Raw genomic sequence first — 15,741 nt, 5'->3', positions numbered from 1 at the left:
AGGCCGCTTTAACCTTCGAATTGAAGGATGCGGGGGTGAGGGTGGTCAGCGACCCGGACGCGAAGCAGTGCACGGGCTGCAAGAGGGACCTGCCTGCTGGGGCATTCGCTCGAGACAGGAACCGGCGTGATGGCCTTCAGGTGCGATGCCGGGCGTGCGTGGTGGAATACAGCGCCGCGCACTACCGGCGCCGCCGGGAGGCAATGGGAAAGTCGGTGCGCGAGAAGGTGGAGGTCCCGGCGGGGCGCAAGCTCTGTCGGACGTGTGGCGAGATCAAGCCGCACAGTGAGTGGCATCGCAATGCCACCGCGTCCGACGGGCTGTCGACGCGCTGTAAGGCCTGCCGGGCCATTCAGGGCCGCGAGAGGCACTTGAAGCGCCAGTACGGCCTCACCGAGGCTGAGCGGGACGAGCTGATCGCCTCTCAAGGAGGCGTCTGCTGCATCTGTCTTTCGGCTCTGCCGGCACATGTGGATCACTGCCACGACACGGGTAGGGTCCGTGGCGTACTTTGCTTCAGCTGTAACGCAGCACTGGGGCAGTTCAAGGATCGGCCCGACGTCATAAGGCGGGCTGCCAGCTACGTGGAAGGAAACGCGTGGAAGCCAACACTCGTAGCACCGGGCGTCTACCGGCTGCCTTCCTGACGCCCGGGTCGTCGTCCTTCATGGACTTCCTGTCCGAGCACCAGCCGGAGATGCTGCCGGGCAAGCGGCAGCTCCCGCCCGTGCAGGGCGTGATCGAGGCCCCGCACGGCACGACGATCGTGGCCGCGACCTTCCCCGGCGGGGTGGTGCTCGCCGGTGACCGTCGGGCCACGATGGGCAATGTGATCGCGCAGCGGGACATCGAGAAGGTGTTCCCGGCCGATGAGTACTCGGCGGTGGGGATCGCCGGCACGGCGGGTCTGGCCGTGGAGATGGTGAAGCTGTTCCAGTTGGAGCTGGAGCACTTCGAGAAGGTCGAGGGCACGCAGCTTTCGCTGGAGGGCAAGGCGAACCGGCTGTCGACGATGATCCGCTCGAACCTCGGTATGGCGATGCAGGGTCTGGCCGTGGTGCCGCTCTTCGCGGGGTACGACGTGGACCGTGACAAGGGGCGCATCTTCTCGTACGACGTGACGGGTGGCCGTTCCGAGGAGCAGGGGTACGCGGCGACGGGGTCGGGTTCGATCTTCGCGCGTGGTGCGATGAAGAAGCTGTTCCGTGACGATCTGTCCGAGGAACAGGCGACGACGCTGGTGGTGCAGGCTCTGTATGACGCGGCGGACGACGACTCGGCGACGGGTGGTCCGGATGTCGCGCGGCGGATCTACCCGATCGTCACCGTGATCACCGATGAGGGGTTCCGTCGTCTGACGGACGACGAGACCTCCGAGATCGCCCGCTCGGTTCTGGAGCGGCGGCTGGAGCAGCCGGACGGTCCGAGGGCCGCGTTGCTGTGACGGCGTCCGGCAGGGGCGACGGCAGCTCTGCGTGAGCGGGTTTTGTGAGTGATCACTGTGACTTCTACGGAAAGGGATGGGTAGCCGGTGTCGACGCCGTTCTATGTGTCGCCTCAGCAGGCGATGACCGACCGCGCGGAGTTCGCCCGTAAGGGCATCGCGCGCGGGCGCAGCCTGGTCGTGTTGCAGTATGCCGACGGCATCGTCTTCATCGGCGAGAATCCGTCGCGGGCGCTGCACAAGTTCAGTGAGATCTATGACCGGATCGGTTTTGCCGCGGCGGGTAAGTACAACGAGTACGAGAATCTGCGGATCGGTGGTGTGCGGTACGCGGACCTGCGTGGTTACACCTATGACCGGGATGATGTGACGGCTCGGGGTCTGGCGAACGTGTATGCGCAGACGTTGGGCACGATCTTCTCGAGTGCGGCGGAGAAGCCGTATGAGGTGGAGCTGGTGGTCGCCGAGGTGGGGGAGACCCCGGAGGGTGATCAGATCTATCGGCTGCCGCATGACGGTTCGATCGTGGATGAGCATGGTTCGGTCGCGGTGGGTGGCAATGCGGAGCAGATCAGCAGCTATCTGGATCAGCGTCATCAGGACGGTATGAGTCTGGCGGAGGCGCTGAAGCTGGCTGTGCAGGCGTTGTCGCGGGAGCCGAACGGTGGTGAGCGGGAGATTCCGGTGGAGCGGCTGGAGGTGGCGGTGCTGGATCGTACGCGTCCGCAGGCGCGGAAGTTCAAGCGCATCACCGGTCGTCAGTTGGGTCGTCTGCTGGAGGACAACGGAGCGGAGACGGCCGCTGAGGCTGAGGAAGGCGAGGGTGAGGGCGAGAAGTAGTCGCTGCTCGCTCCGCGCGTCGGTTTCGACCCGCTTTTGTGCGCCCCGGCCTGAAGAGGCCGGGGCGCGCGGCGTGTGTGGGTGTCTGCGGGGGCCTAGGGGCGGCGTGGGGGCGCTGTGGAGCCTCGTACGACCAAAGTGACGGGGATGTCGTCCTGGGCGGGTGTGCGGCCTTGCAGGACGGTCAGGAGGGCTTGCATGCCGCGTTCGCCGAAGCGTTCGGCGTTGAGGTGGACGGTGGTGAGTTCGGGTTCGACGGCGGTGGCGAGGGTGAGGTCGTCCATGCCGGTGATGGAGAGGTCGTGGGGGATGCGCAGTCCCAGGCGGCGGGCGGCTTTGTAGGCGCCCACGGCGAGTTTGTCGTCGTCGCAGAGGATGGCTGTGGGCCAGGGTTCGGGGCCGCGGAGTGCGGTCTCGGTGGCGGTGAGCGCGCCTTCCATGGTGAGGGGTGCTCGGACGGTGCGGACTTCCGCGTCGGGTGTGCGGTGTGCGCGTGTGGTGAGTTCGCGGGCTCGGACCTGGAAGGTCCAGGAGTCGATGTCGGCTGCGAGGTGGAGGATGCGGCGGTGGCCGAGTTCGAGGAGGTGGTCAGCGGTCTGGCGGGTGCCGTCGGCGATGTCGAGGTTGACGGTTGCGGCGCCGAGGCTGCCTGTGGGGTCGCTGTCGAGCATGACGAGGGGTAGTTCGTCGCCTCGGATGGCGGTGAGTGCGTCGGCGGCCATGGAGGAGGCGATGACGCCGTCGAGGGCGGCTCGGGCGGAGGCGAAGGGGTCGCGGGCGGGGCCGATGCCTTCGGGGGAGGGGTAGAGGACGACGCCGAAGCCGTGTTCGGCGGCGATGCGGGCGGCGCCCTGGTAGACGCCGGCGAAGAATTCGTTGGTGAGTGCCGGGACGACGAGGAGTGCTGTGCGGGTGTGGCCGAGGCGTAGGTTCCGGGCGGCGAGGTTGGGCCGGTAGCCGAGGTCCTGTGCGGCTTGGCGGACGCGTTGTGCGGTGGCTTCGGAGACGCGTCCGCGCCATTTGTCGCCGAGGACGAGGGAGACGGCAGCCTGGGAGACTCCTGCGGCGTGGGCGACGTCGCGGCTGGTGGGGCGGCTGCCGGTGGTGGGTCGGTTGCTGCTGGTGGCTCCGGTGCCGCTGGTGGGCCCGGTGCTGCTGGTGGTGCTGGTGTTACTGGGAGCCACCGTCGGTCTGCTCTTTCTCGCTGGACCCGTCGTCTGGCCACATGATACGTATGACGAGCGACGTTATACGTACAACGAGAGGCAGGGGATGGCCGCCGGATATCTGGAGATCCTCAGGGCGAAGCACTGTGTACGGCTCCTGGTGGGCACGCTGGTGGGCCGGCTGCCGAACGCCGTGTCGGCGCTCGTGATCATGATGTTCGTGCGTGCCGAGGGCGGCGGCTACAGCCTCGCGGGCGCGTTGGTCGCGGTGTACGGGGTGGCCAATGCCGTCGGGCAGCCGGTGCTGGGCCGGCTGGTCGATCTGTACGGCCAGCCTCGGGTCCAGTTGCCGGCGGCACTCGTCTCGGCACTGGGGGCGGCCGTGTTCGTCCTGGGGGGCATCGATCCGCTGTGGCCGGCGTACGCGGCCGTGGCGGTGGCGGGGCTCTTCACGCCGCCGCTGGAGGGGGGTCTGCGGGCGCTGTGGCCGTCCGTGCTCCGCAAGGAGGAGCAGGTGCACACGGCGTACGCGATGGACGCCGTGGCGCAGGAGGTGATGTTCACGGTCGGGCCGCTGCTGGTGACGTTGTGCGTGTCGCTGTGGTCGGCGCAGGTGGCGATGCTCGTCCTGAATGCCTTGGGTGTGCTGGGTGCCGTGTCCGTGGTGGTCTCGAAGCCGTCGCGTGTGTGGCGTTCGGCGCCGCGGGAGGCGCACTGGCTGGGCGCGTTGCGTTCGCGGGGGCTGTCGGCGTTGCTCGGGGCTTTTCTGTTCGTGGGTGTCGCGCTGGGTTCCATCACGGTGGCGGCGCTCGCGTACGCGGACGGGCGCGGTGGTGACGCGGTCTACGGCTGGTTGATGGCGGGTCTGGGGCTGGGTGCGTTGTTCGGTGGGACGGTGTACGGGGCGCGGCCGTGGGGTGGGTCGCCGGAGCGGCGACTGCGGGTGCTCGTGGGCTTGCTGTCGGTGTGCTATCTGCCGTTGATGCTGATGCCGGGTGCGGTCGGGATGACGGCGCTCACGGCGGTGGCGGGGGTGTTCCTGGCGCCGTGCATCGCTTGTGCGTTTGTGATTGTGGATCGGCATGCGCCGCGGGGCACTGTGACGGAGGCGTTCTCGTGGCTGGTGACGACGTTCACGGTGGGGACGTCGGTGGGGTCGGCTGCCGCGGGTCCGGTGGTGGAGTGGGGCGGGGCGGTGTGGGGGTTCGCCGTGCCGGGTGTGGCCGGGGGTGTGGCGTTGGTGGTTCTGCTGGCCACGGGGCGGGTCCTGGTGGCGGGGGGAGGGCGGGCGGTGGTTGCGGTCTCGTCGGAAAATGATCCAAACGGTACGGTCGAACCCCGTTTCAGCTCCGGGGATCGGGCGTAATGTTCAGTCATGGACCGCCGCATTTTCGGGCTGGAGAACGAGTACGGCGTCACGTGTACGTTCAGGGGACAGCGCCGCCTGTCTCCGGACGAGGTGGCGCGGTACCTCTTCCGCCGTGTCGTGTCATGGGGCCGCAGCAGCAATGTGTTTCTGCGGAACGGTGCCCGTCTGTATCTCGATGTGGGCTCGCACCCGGAATACGCGACACCCGAATGTGACAACGTGACAGAGCTGGTCACCCACGACAAGGCCGGTGAGCGCATTCTCGAAGGGCTCCTGGTCGATGCTGAACGCCGCCTGCACGAGGAGGGAATCGCGGGCGACGTCTACCTCTTCAAGAACAACACCGACTCGGCGGGCAACTCCTACGGCTGCCATGAGAACTACCTGGTGGCCCGGCACGGGGAGTTCTCCCGTCTGGCGGACATCCTGATCCCGTTCCTCGTCACGCGGCAGTTGCTGTGTGGTGCGGGGAAGGTGCTCCAGACGCCGCGTGGCGCGGTCTACTGCGTCAGTCAGCGTGCTGAGCACATCTGGGAGGGCGTGTCCTCGGCGACGACGCGTTCGCGGCCGATCATCAACACGCGTGACGAGCCGCACGCGGACGCGGAGCGTTACCGTCGTCTGCACGTCATCGTGGGCGACTCGAACATGTCCGAGACGACGATGCTGCTGAAGGTCGGTGCGACCGACCTGGTGCTGCGCATGATCGAGGCGGGCACGGTGATGCGGGACCTCACGCTGGAGAACCCGATCCGGGCGATCCGTGAGGTCAGTCATGACATCACGGGCCGTCGCAAGGTGCGTCTGGCCAGTGGCCGGGAGGCCTCCGCGCTGGAGGTGCAGCGCGAGTACTTCGAGAAGGCCGTGGACTTCTGTGAGCGCCGCGGTATCCGTACGGGCACGGTGGAGCAGGTCCTGGAGCTGTGGGGCCGCACGCTGGACGCGATCGAGGCGGAGGACCTCGACCGGATCGGCACGGAAATCGACTGGGTGATGAAGTACAAGCTCATCGAGCGGTACCGCGCCAAGCACAACATGACGATGTCGCATCCGCGGGTCGCGCAGATAGACCTCGCGTATCACGACATTCACCGCCGTCGTGGCTTGTACTACCTGTTGGAGAAGAAGGGGCAAGCTGCGCGGATCTGCAACGACTTGAAGATCTTCGAGGGCAAATCGGTTCCCCCGCAGACCACTCGGGCGCGGTTGCGCGGTGACTTCATCCGGCGTGCTCAGGAACAGCGTCGTGATTTCACGGTGGACTGGGTGCATCTGAAGCTGAACGACCAGGCACAGCGCACGGTGTTGTGCAAGGATCCGTTCCGTTCCGTCGACGACCGGGTGGAGAAGCTGATCGCCGGAATGTGAGCCGGAGCATTCTTCGGGGAATCCCGGAACGCAACGCGGGGCGCCGTACGTTTGACGTACGGCGCCCCGCTCACGCGTAGAGTTGCGCGCACTTCCGTTACGACAAGATCGACTGATACGAGGCCCCCACAGTGCGCCGACGTTCCATCCTCCTTGCCCTGCCCGCCGGACTGGTCACGCTCGCCGGGTGTGGGGACGACAGTTCCGACAAGGGCAAGTCCGGTAAATCGTCACCGTCGGGCGACGCGTCGTCCGCCGCCCCGTCCGCTCCGCCGTCGCCGAAGCTCGTGGAGGGGCCGCTGCCGGCCATCACGGCGGGCGGGAAGTTCGGGGAGAAGCCGACGCTGGCCAAGTCGTCCGGTGATCCGTCGAAGGACCTGGCGGTGAAGACGGTGATCGCGGGCAATGGCGCGACGATCGCGGAGAACGACTACCTGCAGGCCCACTACCTGGGGCAGATCTGGGCGTCGGGGAAGGTCTTCGACAACACCTTCGACCGCAAGGCGCCGATCCTGATGCAGCTCAAGCAGGGCGCGACGCTGGAGGGGTGGCGTTACGCGCTGGCCGGGAAGAAGGCCGGCAGCCGCGTCGAGATGGCGATCCCTCCGGCGTACGGGTTCGCGGAGCAGGGCAATCCCCAGTTCGGGATCAAGGCCTCGGACACGATGGTGTTCGTCTTCGACGTTCAGGCGACCTTCAACGCCAAGAGCTCGGCGAAGGGCAAGGTCGTCGCGCAGAACGACTCCGCGGTGCCGAAGGTCGGTACCAACACCGACGGCAAGGCGCCGTCGATCGAGATCCCCGACGGGGACGCGCCGACGAAGCTGGTCGCTGAGTACGTCATCGAGGGTGACGGTCCGGAGCTGAAGGCGACCGACACGGTGCTCGTGCAGTACAAGGGCGTGCTGTGGGAGGGCGGCAAGGAGTTCGACTCGACGTACAAGCGCTCCGATCTGACGTCGTTCTCGTTGCAGCAGGTCGTCAAGGGCTGGTCGCAGGGTTTGACCGGGAAGAAGGTGGGAAGCCGCGTGCTCGTCGTCGTCCCGCCGAAGCTCGGTTACGGCGACAACCCGCCGTCCGGCAGCGACATCAAGAAGGACTCCACGCTGGTGTTCACGGTCGACATCCTCGCCAAGAGTTAGTGGCCGGAGGTGTAAGACTGTGCGGGTTGCCTCATCCGCACGAGCAGGACACGTAGGAGCAGGAGCGTTTGACGTGAGCATCGACAAGCCCGAGATCGACTTCCCGGGCGGCGAGCCCCCGGCCGACCTCGAGATCAAGGACATCTGGGAGGGCGACGGCCCGGTGGCCAAGGCGGGCGACACCGTCTCCGTCCACTACGTGGGTGTGGCCTTCTCGACCGGCGAGGAGTTCGACGCGAGCTGGAACCGCGGTACTCCGCTCCAGTTCCAGCTGGGTGTCGGCCAGGTCATCGCGGGCTGGGACCAGGGCGTGCAGGGCATGAAGGTCGGCGGGCGCCGTCAGCTGACCATCCCGGCGCACCTGGCGTACGGCGACCGTGGCGCGGGCGGCGGCCGGATCGCCCCCGGTGAGACGTTGATCTTCGTCTGCGACCTGGTCGCGGTCTGAGTCACCCGGTTCCGGGCGTCCTCCGGTCCCGGTAGGACCGGAGCCCGCCGCCTGTGGAACACATGGGGCCCATGCCTTTCCGGGCATGGGCCCTCCGCTTTTGCCGCGGTACTCATCAGCGGTACGGTCAGGCGTCGTAAGCACCGTACGGGGAAGGGCGTCGATGGCCATTGCCAAGGCCGAGCGGTTGATGAACCTGGCGCTGTGTCTGCTCGGGACACGACGGCCGCTCAGCAAGCGCGAGCTGCGCGACTCCATCGAGGCTTACCACGATGCGTTCGGGCCGGGTAACCGTGCGTCGTCGGCTTCCGGTGACGGGCCGTCCGGGAACGACGACTCCTTCAACCGCATGTTCGAGCGGGACAAGGACGATCTGCGCGAGCTGGGCCTGGTCATCGAGACGGTGGAGAACCTCGACGGTGAGGTCGGCTATCTCGCCCGCCGCGACAACAACCGGCTGCCCCCGATCACCCTCGACGCCGAGGAGGCCGCCGCGCTGGGGCTCGCCGCGAAGGTGTGGCAGCAGGCCCGCCTCGCGGGCGCGGCCAGCGGTGCCCTGCACAAGCTGCGTGCGGCGGGGCTGCCCGAGGACGTGGACCCGTACGAGGCGCACGGTGCGCTCGAGCCCCGCATTCCGGTGCACGAGGCCGCGTTCGAGCCGCTGATGCTGGCCTGCCGGGACCGCCGGCCGGTCGTGTTCAACTACCGCAAGGCGACCGCGGCCCGTCCGGAGCCGCGCACGGTGGAGCCGTGGGCGCTGGAGTGCTGGCGCGGCCACTGGTATCTGGCGGGATTCGATCGTGACCGCGGGGCGGAACGGGTGTTCCGGCTGTCCCGGATCACCGGCCGGGTCCGCAACCGTACGGGCAGCTTCACCGCCGAGGTTCCGGACGTGGTCACCGTGCGGGAGACCGTGGCGAGCTGGGCCGGGGAGAACGCCGACCGGTCCGCGCTGATCCGGCTCCGTACGGGGGCGGGTTATCCGCTCCGGGCGAAAGCTTCCTCGGTGCGGGAACTCGGTGACGGGTGGGACGAGTTGGAGATTCCGTACGGGCACGGGCTGGACGCCTGGCTGGTGGAGTTCGGGCCCGACGTGGTCGTCCTGGAGCCCGCCGAACTGCGGGCGGACGTCGTGGACCGGCTGCGCGCGGTGGCCAAGGGCTGAGGGGGACTCGAGGAACGTGGCAGGAAAGCCGGCCAGGCCCGCCAACGCGATCGACCAGACGCGGCGGATGCTGTCCCTGGTGACGTATCTGCGGGAGCGTCCCGGCGCGCGTATCGAGGACGTTGCGCGTGCGTTCGGGATCACCGAGGACGAACTGGTCTCGGACCTCGATGTGCTGCCGATGTGCGGGACCAGTTTCCGCGGCGGGGATCTGCTCGACATCGATACCGACGGTGAGCGGATCTGGTGGCACAATCCGGCCGCGCTCGGCGCGGACGCCGCCGAGCCGCTGCGGCTGGCCGCCGACGAGGCCACCGCGCTGCTGGTGGCGGCACGGGCGGTGGCCACGCTGCCCGGGCTGCGGGAGAGCGACCGGCAGGCGCTGCTGCGGGCCACCGCGAAGGTGGAGGCGGCCGCCGGGGAGGCGGCCGGCGCCAGTTCGCGCCTGTCGGTGACGTTCGAGTCCGAGGGCGGGGTCTTCGCGGACGTCGACCGGGCGATCTCCGAGCGCCGCAGGTTGTGGATCCGCTACTACTCGCCCGCCCGCGACGAGGTCACCGAACGTGAGATCGACCCGATCCGGCTGGTCAGCGTCGGCCACACCTATGTGGAGGCGTGGTGCCGTCGCTCCGAGGCGCGCCGCACCTTCCGGCTGGACCGGGTCGCGGAGATCAGGATCCTCGACGAGCCGTCCGCGCCGCCCGAGATCGAACTGCGGGACCTCTCCGAGGGCCTGGTGCAGCCGGCCGCGGAGGACCCCGAGGTGGTGGTGGAGGTGGGCCCCGGCGGGCGCTGGGTGGCCGAGTACTACCCCCACGACCAGGCGGAGGAACTCCCCGACGGCGGTCTGCGCATCACGCTGCGCACACCTGATCCCGCGTCCCTGCGCCGACTGGCCCTTCGGCTCGGCCGGGACGGGCGGATCGTCGCCCCGCAGGACCTGGCGGACAGCGCGCGGGACGCAGCGCGCGAGGCGCTGCTGGCGTACGACGGGCTGCCCGACGGCGACGAGGGGCTGCACGGTGGACACGGCGGGCTGCGCGGCGGGCTGCAAGAAGCGCCGTCCGGGGCCCGCGAGGAACGCCAGGGCGACCCGGGAGGACACTCGCCGTCGGCGGTGCACCACGATCTGCACACAGTTCAGGACGGACCGTACGGCGGCAGGCGGGAGCAGAGGCTTTGAGCGGGTCGGGGAAGTCCGGAGAGCCGGAGATGTCCGTCGTCACGGCGTTCGCCGGGATGACGAGGGTGGATCCCGTGGTCTTCAAGGCCAACTGTCCGGATTGCCGGGCCCGCTTCGAGCTCGCCGCGAGCGCGCTGAGGCTGGCCGTCGGCGCCACCCCCCGCACCACCTTCTACTCCTTCACCTGCCCCGAGTGCGGTGAGGCCGTGCGCAAGCCCGCGGGTGAGCGGATCGTGGAGCTGCTCACCGGGGGCGGGGTGCGCACCCTGCGCCTGCACTCGACCCTGTGACCCTCTAGGCTCGGCGCATGTTCTGGCCGATGTTCGCGGTAACTGTGGGTTTCCTGGGGCTAGCCGTCCTCGGTGTGCTGGCCGTGCGGGTCTTCGTCGAGGCCCGGCGCCTGGGGGTGCAGGTCAGTGACTCGGCGGAGCGGATCAACCGGGCCGCCGATGAACTGGAGCGGGCCGCGGCCGGGACGGCCCGTTCTGTTCGCGGCCTTTGAATCAGCTGAGACAAGTCTCCGGGCCATCTCGGCCTGTCAGCTTCGCAGCTCGGGCAGGTACGCTGCGTTGCACGGCCCGTTAAACGAGGCGCGGGCCGCATGACTGGGAGTACGCACAGGGATTGCCCCGGGTTTACCCCTGCGCGTTACGATCGCTGCCAGCACGGTTTGTCGGACACCTGTCCGACCGGCCGGACAGCTCCCAACCCGCTGCCTCGGTGAGAAGGTAAAGACTTATGTTCGGAAGGCTCGGAGCCCCCGAGATCATTCTCATCCTCGTCGTCATCATCCTGCTGTTCGGCGCGAAGAAGCTTCCGGACATGGCCCGCTCCCTCGGCAAGTCCGCGCGCATCCTCAAGAGCGAGGCCAAGGCGATGAAGTCGGAGGGTCAGGACAACACCACCGCGGCCTCGGCTCCGCCGCACGACGACCAGCAGCCCTCGGCGCAGCGCACCATCCAGGCCGCTCCCGGCGATGTGACCAGCTCCCGCCCGGTCACCGAGCCGACGGACACGACCAAGCGCTGATTCAGGGCAGGCACGGGCCTGCCCACCGCACGAGATGAGGACGTGGGTTGCTCAAGTCTGCCCGCAAGAAGGAGAAGGACCCCGAGGGGCGGATGCCCCTCGTGGAGCACCTGCGCGAGCTGCGAAACCGCCTCGTGAAGAGTTTGATCGCGATCGTTGTCACGACGATCGTCGCGGTCTTCTTCTACAAGGAGATCATCGAGTTCTTCACCAATCCCATCCTTGAGGCGGTGGGGTGCGACCGCAGCTTTGCCGAGTTGGCCGAGTTGGCCAAGAACAACGGCGAGACCAAATGCGCGCGCATCGTGCAGAACGGTCTGCTCAGTCCTTTCACGCTCGCCCTCACGGTGTCGCTGTCGGCGGGTGTCGCACTCGCCGCGCCCGTGTGGCTCTACCAGCTCTGGGGATTCGTGGCGCCGGGTCTGCACCGGCACGAGAAGAAGTACAGCCTCGCTTTCGTGGGCGCGGGATTCCCGCTGTTTCTCCTGGGCGGGTACTTCGCCTACTGGACGCTGCCCAAGATGGCGTCGGTCATGCTCGAGTTCTCCATCATCGGAAGCGACAACCAGCTCCCGCTCGACGATCTCCTGCAATTGATCATGCGGATGATCCTCGTCTTCGGTCTCTCCTTCGAGCTGCCGTTGCTGCTGGTGATGCTGAACTTCGGCGGCATACTGCCCGGCAAGAAGATGGCCGGCTGGTGGCGCGGCATGATCATGGGCATCACGGTCTTCGCCGCGATCGCCACACCCAGCACCGACCCGATCTCCATGCTGGCCCTGGCGGGCCCGATCTGGGTCATGTACTTCGCCGCGACGGCCATCGCGCTGACCAACGACAAGCGCCGGGCCCGTCGTGAAGCCGAGGGGCCGGCGGACGACGAGGCCTCCGAGCTCGATCTCACGCCTGAGGACATCGGCGAGATCGAAGCGGTGGGTGCGCCGCGAGCGCTCACGGACGGCAGCGGGCCCGAGCGTGACCGTGTGAACGGTTACGACGACGTCACCTGAGGCCGATCTCTCTCCTGAGGACGCACCGGTCGTCTCCACACGGGAGGCGACCGGTTTCCGCATGGGGTTTCGCGGCCCGCGATCCGGATATTGATCGTCCTGTTGTCAGTGGCTCCCGGTACGCTCGAAAGCACGATGACTCAGGACCTCTCCCCGGCCGAGCGGTACGCGGCAGCTCGCAGGCGTGCTGCCGAGCAGGCCACCGCTCTCGCCTCCTTCCGCGAGATGTACGACTTCGGCCTCGACCCCTTCCAGATCGAGGCCTGCCAGGCACTGGAGGCGGGCAAGGGCGTTCTGGTGGCCGCGCCCACGGGTTCCGGCAAGACGATCGTCGGTGAGTTCGCGGTGCACCTCGCCCTCCAGCAGGGCAAGAAGTGCTTCTACACCACCCCGATCAAGGCGCTGTCGAACCAGAAGTACGCCGATCTGTGCCGCCGTTACGGCTCGCAGAAGGTGGGCCTGCTCACCGGCGACAACAGCGTCAACGCCGACGCGCCGGTGGTCGTGATGACCACCGAGGTGCTGCGCAACATGCTCTACGCGGGCTCGCAGACACTCCGCGGGCTCGGCCATGTGGTCATGGACGAGGTGCACTACCTGTCCGACCGTTTCCGGGGCGCCGTGTGGGAAGAGGTGATCATTCACCTCCCCGAGTCGGTGACGCTCGTCTCGCTCTCGGCCACCGTGTCGAACGCCGAGGAGTTCGGCGACTGGCTGGACACCGTCCGCGGCGACACCGAGGTCATCGTCTCCGAGCACCGCCCGGTCCCGCTGTTCCAGCATGTGCTGGCCGGCCGCCGGATGTACGACCTGTTCGAGGAGGGGGAGGGCCACAAGAAGGCCGTCAACCCCGATCTCGCCCGGCTGGCCCGCATGGAGGCGAGCCGGCCGTCGTACCAGGACCGCAGACGCGGCCGGGCGATGCGGGAGGCCGACCGTGAGCGGGAGCGGCGGCAGCGTTCGCGGGTGTGGACGCCGGGCCGCCCCGAGGTCATCGAACGGCTCGACGCCGAAGGGCTGTTGCCGGCGATCACGTTCATCTTCAGCCGTGCCGCCTGTGAGGCAGCCGTGCAGCAGTGCCTGTACGCGGGCCTCAGACTCAACGACGAGGAGGCCCGCGCCAGGGTGCGTGAGCTGGTCGAGGAGCGCACGGCGTCCATCCCGACCGAGGACCTGCACGTCCTCGGCTACTACGAGTGGTTGGAGGGCCTGGAGCGCGGTATCGCCGCCCACCATGCGGGCATGCTGCCGACGTTCAAGGAGGTCGTCGAGGAGCTGTTCGTCCGCGGCCTGGTCAAGGCCGTGTTCGCCACCGAGACGCTGGCGCTCGGCATCAACATGCCCGCGCGCTCGGTGGTGCTGGAGAAACTCGTCAAGTGGAACGGCGAGCAGCACGCGGACATCACGCCCGGTGAGTACACCCAGCTGACGGGCCGTGCCGGACGCCGCGGCATCGACGTCGAGGGCCACGCCGTGGTGCTGTGGCAGCGCGCCATGAACCCGGACCACCTGGCCGGGCTCGCGGGCACCCGCACCTATCCGCTGCGCTCGAGCTTCAAGCCGTCGTACAACATGGCCGTGAACCTGGTGGAGCAGTTCGGGCGGCACCGCTCGCGCGAACTGCTGGAGACGTCGTTCGCGCAGTTCCAGGCCGACCGGTCCGTCGTCGGGATCTCCCGTCAGGTGCAGCGCAACGAGGAGGGCCTGGAGGGCTACAAGGCCTCCATGACCTGCCACCTCGGCGACTTCGAGGATTACGCGCGGCTGCGCCGTGAACTGAAGGACCGTGAGACGGAACTGGCCCGGCAGGGCGCGGTGCAGCGCCGCGCGGAGGCCGCCGTCGCACTGGAGAAGCTGAAGCCGGGTGACGTCATCCACGTCCCCACCGGCAAGTACGCCGGTCTGGCGCTGGTGCTGGACCCGGGGCTGCCCGCCGGGCGGTCCAACGGCCACCGCGGCTTCGAGCAGCACGACGGGCCGCGCCCGCTGGTGCTGACCGCCGAACGCCAGGTGAAGCGGCTCGCGTCGATCGACTTCCCGGTGCCGGTGGAGGCGCTGGAGCGGATGCGGATCCCGAAGTCGTTCAACCCGCGCTCCCCGCAGTCCCGCCGGGACCTGGCCTCCGCGCTGCGCAGCAAGGCCGGGCACATCGTTCCCGACCGGCACCGCAAGCGGCGGGCCGCGGCCGCCGACGACCGTGAGATCGCCCGGCTGCGCACCGAGATCCGCGCGCACCCGTGCCACGGCTGCTCCGACCGCGAGGACCACGCCCGCTGGGCCGAGCGCTACCACCGGCTGCTGCGGGACACCTCGCAGCTGGAGCGGCGCATCGAAGGCCGGACGAACACCATCGCCCGCACCTTCGACCGCATCGTCGCGCTCCTGACCGAGCTGGACTATCTGCGCGGCGACGAGGTGACCGAGCACGGCAAGCGGCTCGCCCGGCTCTACGGCGAACTCGACCTGCTCGCCAGTGAGTGTGTGCGCGAGAGGGTCTGGGAGGGCCTCGCCCCGGCCGAACTGGCCGCGTGCGTCTCGGCGCTGGTGTACGAGTCAAGGGTCGGCGACGACGCGCTGGCGCCGAAGGTGCCCTCCGGCAAGGCGAAGGCCGCGCTGGGCGAGATGGTGCGGATCTGGGGCCGGCTGGACGCCCTGGAGGAGGAGTTCCGCATCAACCAGACCGAGGGCGTGGGCCAGCGCGAACCCGACCTCGGCTTCGCGTGGGCGGCCTATATGTGGGCGTCCGGCAAGGGCCTCGACGAGGTGCTGCGCGAGGCGGAGATGCCGGCCGGCGACTTCGTCCGCTGGACGAAGCAGGTCATCGACGTGCTGGGCCAGATCGCGGCCGCCGCGCCCGCCGAGGGCTCCACGGTCGCCAAGCACGCCCGCAAGGCCGTCGACGGGCTGCTGCGGGGCGTCGTGGCCTACTCGTCGGTGGGCTGATCCGGCGTCCGCCGACGAGTGATCCGGCCTGCGCCGGTGACTGATCCGGCGTCCGTCGGCGGGCCTCACGGCACGTCTCTACCAGGCAGGCGCCGCGGGGTTCGTGATTGGTTTCGGACGGGCGTTCGCCGGGGGTCCGTGGCTCGTTCTTCCGGTCGGGCGTTCGCTGTGGGTTCGCGGCTGGTTCCGGCCGGGCTGGCGCCGCGGGGTCCATGGCCCGTTCCGGCCGGGTGGGCGCCACTGGCTCCGCGGCTCGTTCCGGCGGCCAGGCGTCCGTCACGGTGTCCGTGGCCGTAGAGGCCCGAGCGATAAGCCCCGTCGAGTGTTCGCCGTCACGGGGTCCGACGCGGGCGTCCGCGGCCACCACAGTCGTGATGCCGCACGTGACGAGCTCCTCAGCCACCGCGACTGATTCCCCACCCACTGCTCCCCGAGGCACGCGCCGAGCGCTTCGCGGGCTTCCATGCCGTGCGGGCCGAACCGAAGGACGCCTGCCGATAGTTGACGAGCCCGAGCCCGAGCCCGAGCCCGAGCCCGAGCCCGAGCCCGAGCCCGAGCCCGAGCCCGAGCCCGAGCCAAGCCCGAGCCCGAGCAGGGCCCGAGCCCGAGCAGGGCCCGCGCCCCGCTCCGGGAC

Annotated in this window: 15 protein-coding genes and 1 pseudogene; 15 read left to right on the top strand and 1 reads right to left on the bottom strand. The window is 68.8% G+C overall.

Annotation, left to right across the window (positions count from 1 at the left end; genetic code table 11):
* The first annotated feature begins 41 nt into the window (after nt 1-41).
* From EF387_RS06215 to prcA, 3 genes are all read left to right on the top strand, one after another.
* Nucleotides 42-647 (top strand): endonuclease VII domain-containing protein, encoded by a 606-nt coding sequence (locus EF387_RS06215; RefSeq protein ID WP_128375614.1) that lies wholly within the window; start codon nt 42-44, stop codon nt 645-647.
* Nucleotides 599-1,444 (top strand): proteasome subunit beta, encoded by an 846-nt coding sequence (gene prcB / locus EF387_RS06210; protein ID WP_128375474.1) that lies wholly within the window; start codon nt 599-601, stop codon nt 1,442-1,444. The genes EF387_RS06215 and prcB overlap by 49 nt, the downstream gene beginning before the upstream one ends.
* An 87-nt stretch (nt 1,445-1,531) precedes the next feature.
* Nucleotides 1,532-2,284 carry a proteasome subunit alpha gene (gene prcA, locus EF387_RS06205; RefSeq protein WP_128375473.1) on the top strand — a complete coding sequence of 251 codons (753 nt, stop codon included), beginning with the start codon at nt 1,532-1,534 and terminating at the stop codon, nt 2,282-2,284.
* Between the two features lie 95 nt (nt 2,285-2,379).
* Here the strand turns inward: prcA and EF387_RS06200 are convergent, their stop codons facing one another.
* The gene (locus tag EF387_RS06200; RefSeq protein WP_128375472.1) at nt 2,380-3,468 is read right to left on the bottom strand and encodes a LacI family DNA-binding transcriptional regulator; all 1,089 of its coding nucleotides are present in this window, start codon (nt 3,466-3,468) and stop codon (nt 2,380-2,382) included.
* Between the two features lie 88 nt (nt 3,469-3,556).
* On the opposite strand from EF387_RS06200, the gene EF387_RS06195 reads away from it, so the two are divergent.
* The 12 genes and pseudogenes from EF387_RS06195 to EF387_RS48055 all read left to right on the top strand — a co-directional run.
* Nucleotides 3,557-4,816: an MFS transporter gene (locus EF387_RS06195; RefSeq protein WP_128375613.1), complete on the top strand. Its 1,260-nt coding sequence runs from the start codon at nt 3,557-3,559 to the stop codon at nt 4,814-4,816.
* 9 nt (nt 4,817-4,825) lie between these two features.
* Nucleotides 4,826-6,187 carry a Pup--protein ligase gene (gene pafA / locus EF387_RS06190; protein ID WP_121404192.1) on the top strand — a complete coding sequence of 454 codons (1,362 nt, stop codon included), beginning with the start codon at nt 4,826-4,828 and terminating at the stop codon, nt 6,185-6,187.
* Nucleotides 6,188-6,318: 131 nt separating this feature from the next.
* On the top strand, nt 6,319-7,329 hold the full coding sequence (locus tag EF387_RS06185) for an FKBP-type peptidyl-prolyl cis-trans isomerase (protein WP_128375471.1): 1,011 nt from the start codon (nt 6,319-6,321) through the stop codon (nt 7,327-7,329).
* Nucleotides 7,330-7,402: 73 nt separating this feature from the next.
* The gene (locus tag EF387_RS06180; protein WP_128375470.1) at nt 7,403-7,777 is read left to right on the top strand and encodes an FKBP-type peptidyl-prolyl cis-trans isomerase; all 375 of its coding nucleotides are present in this window, start codon (nt 7,403-7,405) and stop codon (nt 7,775-7,777) included.
* Nucleotides 7,778-7,940: 163 nt separating this feature from the next.
* Nucleotides 7,941-8,942 carry a helix-turn-helix transcriptional regulator gene (locus EF387_RS06175; protein WP_128375469.1) on the top strand — a complete coding sequence of 334 codons (1,002 nt, stop codon included), beginning with the start codon at nt 7,941-7,943 and terminating at the stop codon, nt 8,940-8,942.
* A 16-nt stretch (nt 8,943-8,958) separates the two neighbouring features.
* Nucleotides 8,959-10,125 carry a helix-turn-helix transcriptional regulator gene (locus EF387_RS06170; RefSeq protein WP_238431361.1) on the top strand — a complete coding sequence of 389 codons (1,167 nt, stop codon included), beginning with the start codon at nt 8,959-8,961 and terminating at the stop codon, nt 10,123-10,125.
* A 29-nt stretch (nt 10,126-10,154) separates the two neighbouring features.
* Nucleotides 10,155-10,415, top strand: coding sequence for a hypothetical protein (locus tag EF387_RS06165; protein ID WP_128375468.1), 261 nt, complete (start codon nt 10,155-10,157; stop codon nt 10,413-10,415).
* A gap of 17 nt (nt 10,416-10,432) precedes the next feature.
* The gene (locus EF387_RS06160) at nt 10,433-10,627 is read left to right on the top strand and encodes a hypothetical protein (RefSeq protein ID WP_128375467.1); all 195 of its coding nucleotides are present in this window, start codon (nt 10,433-10,435) and stop codon (nt 10,625-10,627) included.
* A gap of 236 nt (nt 10,628-10,863) precedes the next feature.
* Nucleotides 10,864-11,154 (top strand): Sec-independent protein translocase subunit TatA, encoded by a 291-nt coding sequence (gene tatA / locus EF387_RS06155; protein WP_128375466.1) that lies wholly within the window; start codon nt 10,864-10,866, stop codon nt 11,152-11,154.
* A 47-nt stretch (nt 11,155-11,201) separates the two neighbouring features.
* Nucleotides 11,202-12,164 carry a twin-arginine translocase subunit TatC gene (gene tatC / locus EF387_RS06150; RefSeq protein ID WP_128375465.1) on the top strand — a complete coding sequence of 321 codons (963 nt, stop codon included), beginning with the start codon at nt 11,202-11,204 and terminating at the stop codon, nt 12,162-12,164.
* Nucleotides 12,165-12,254: 90 nt separating this feature from the next.
* Nucleotides 12,255-15,107, top strand: a complete 2,853-nt coding sequence (locus EF387_RS06145) for a DEAD/DEAH box helicase (RefSeq protein WP_128375464.1) — start codon at nt 12,255-12,257, stop codon at nt 15,105-15,107.
* A 423-nt stretch (nt 15,108-15,530) separates the two neighbouring features.
* Nucleotides 15,531-15,605 (top strand): annotated as a pseudogene (locus EF387_RS48055) (TetR family transcriptional regulator); the annotation flags it as partial.
* Nucleotides 15,606-15,741 lie beyond the last annotated feature (136 nt).

The sequence above is a fragment of the Streptomyces cavernae genome (assembly GCF_004023625.1).
Taxonomy (GTDB): domain Bacteria; phylum Actinomycetota; class Actinomycetes; order Streptomycetales; family Streptomycetaceae; genus Streptomyces; species Streptomyces cavernae.
The sequence above is the reverse complement of the archived record's forward strand: the minus strand, read 5'-3'. Positions and strand labels throughout refer to the sequence as shown.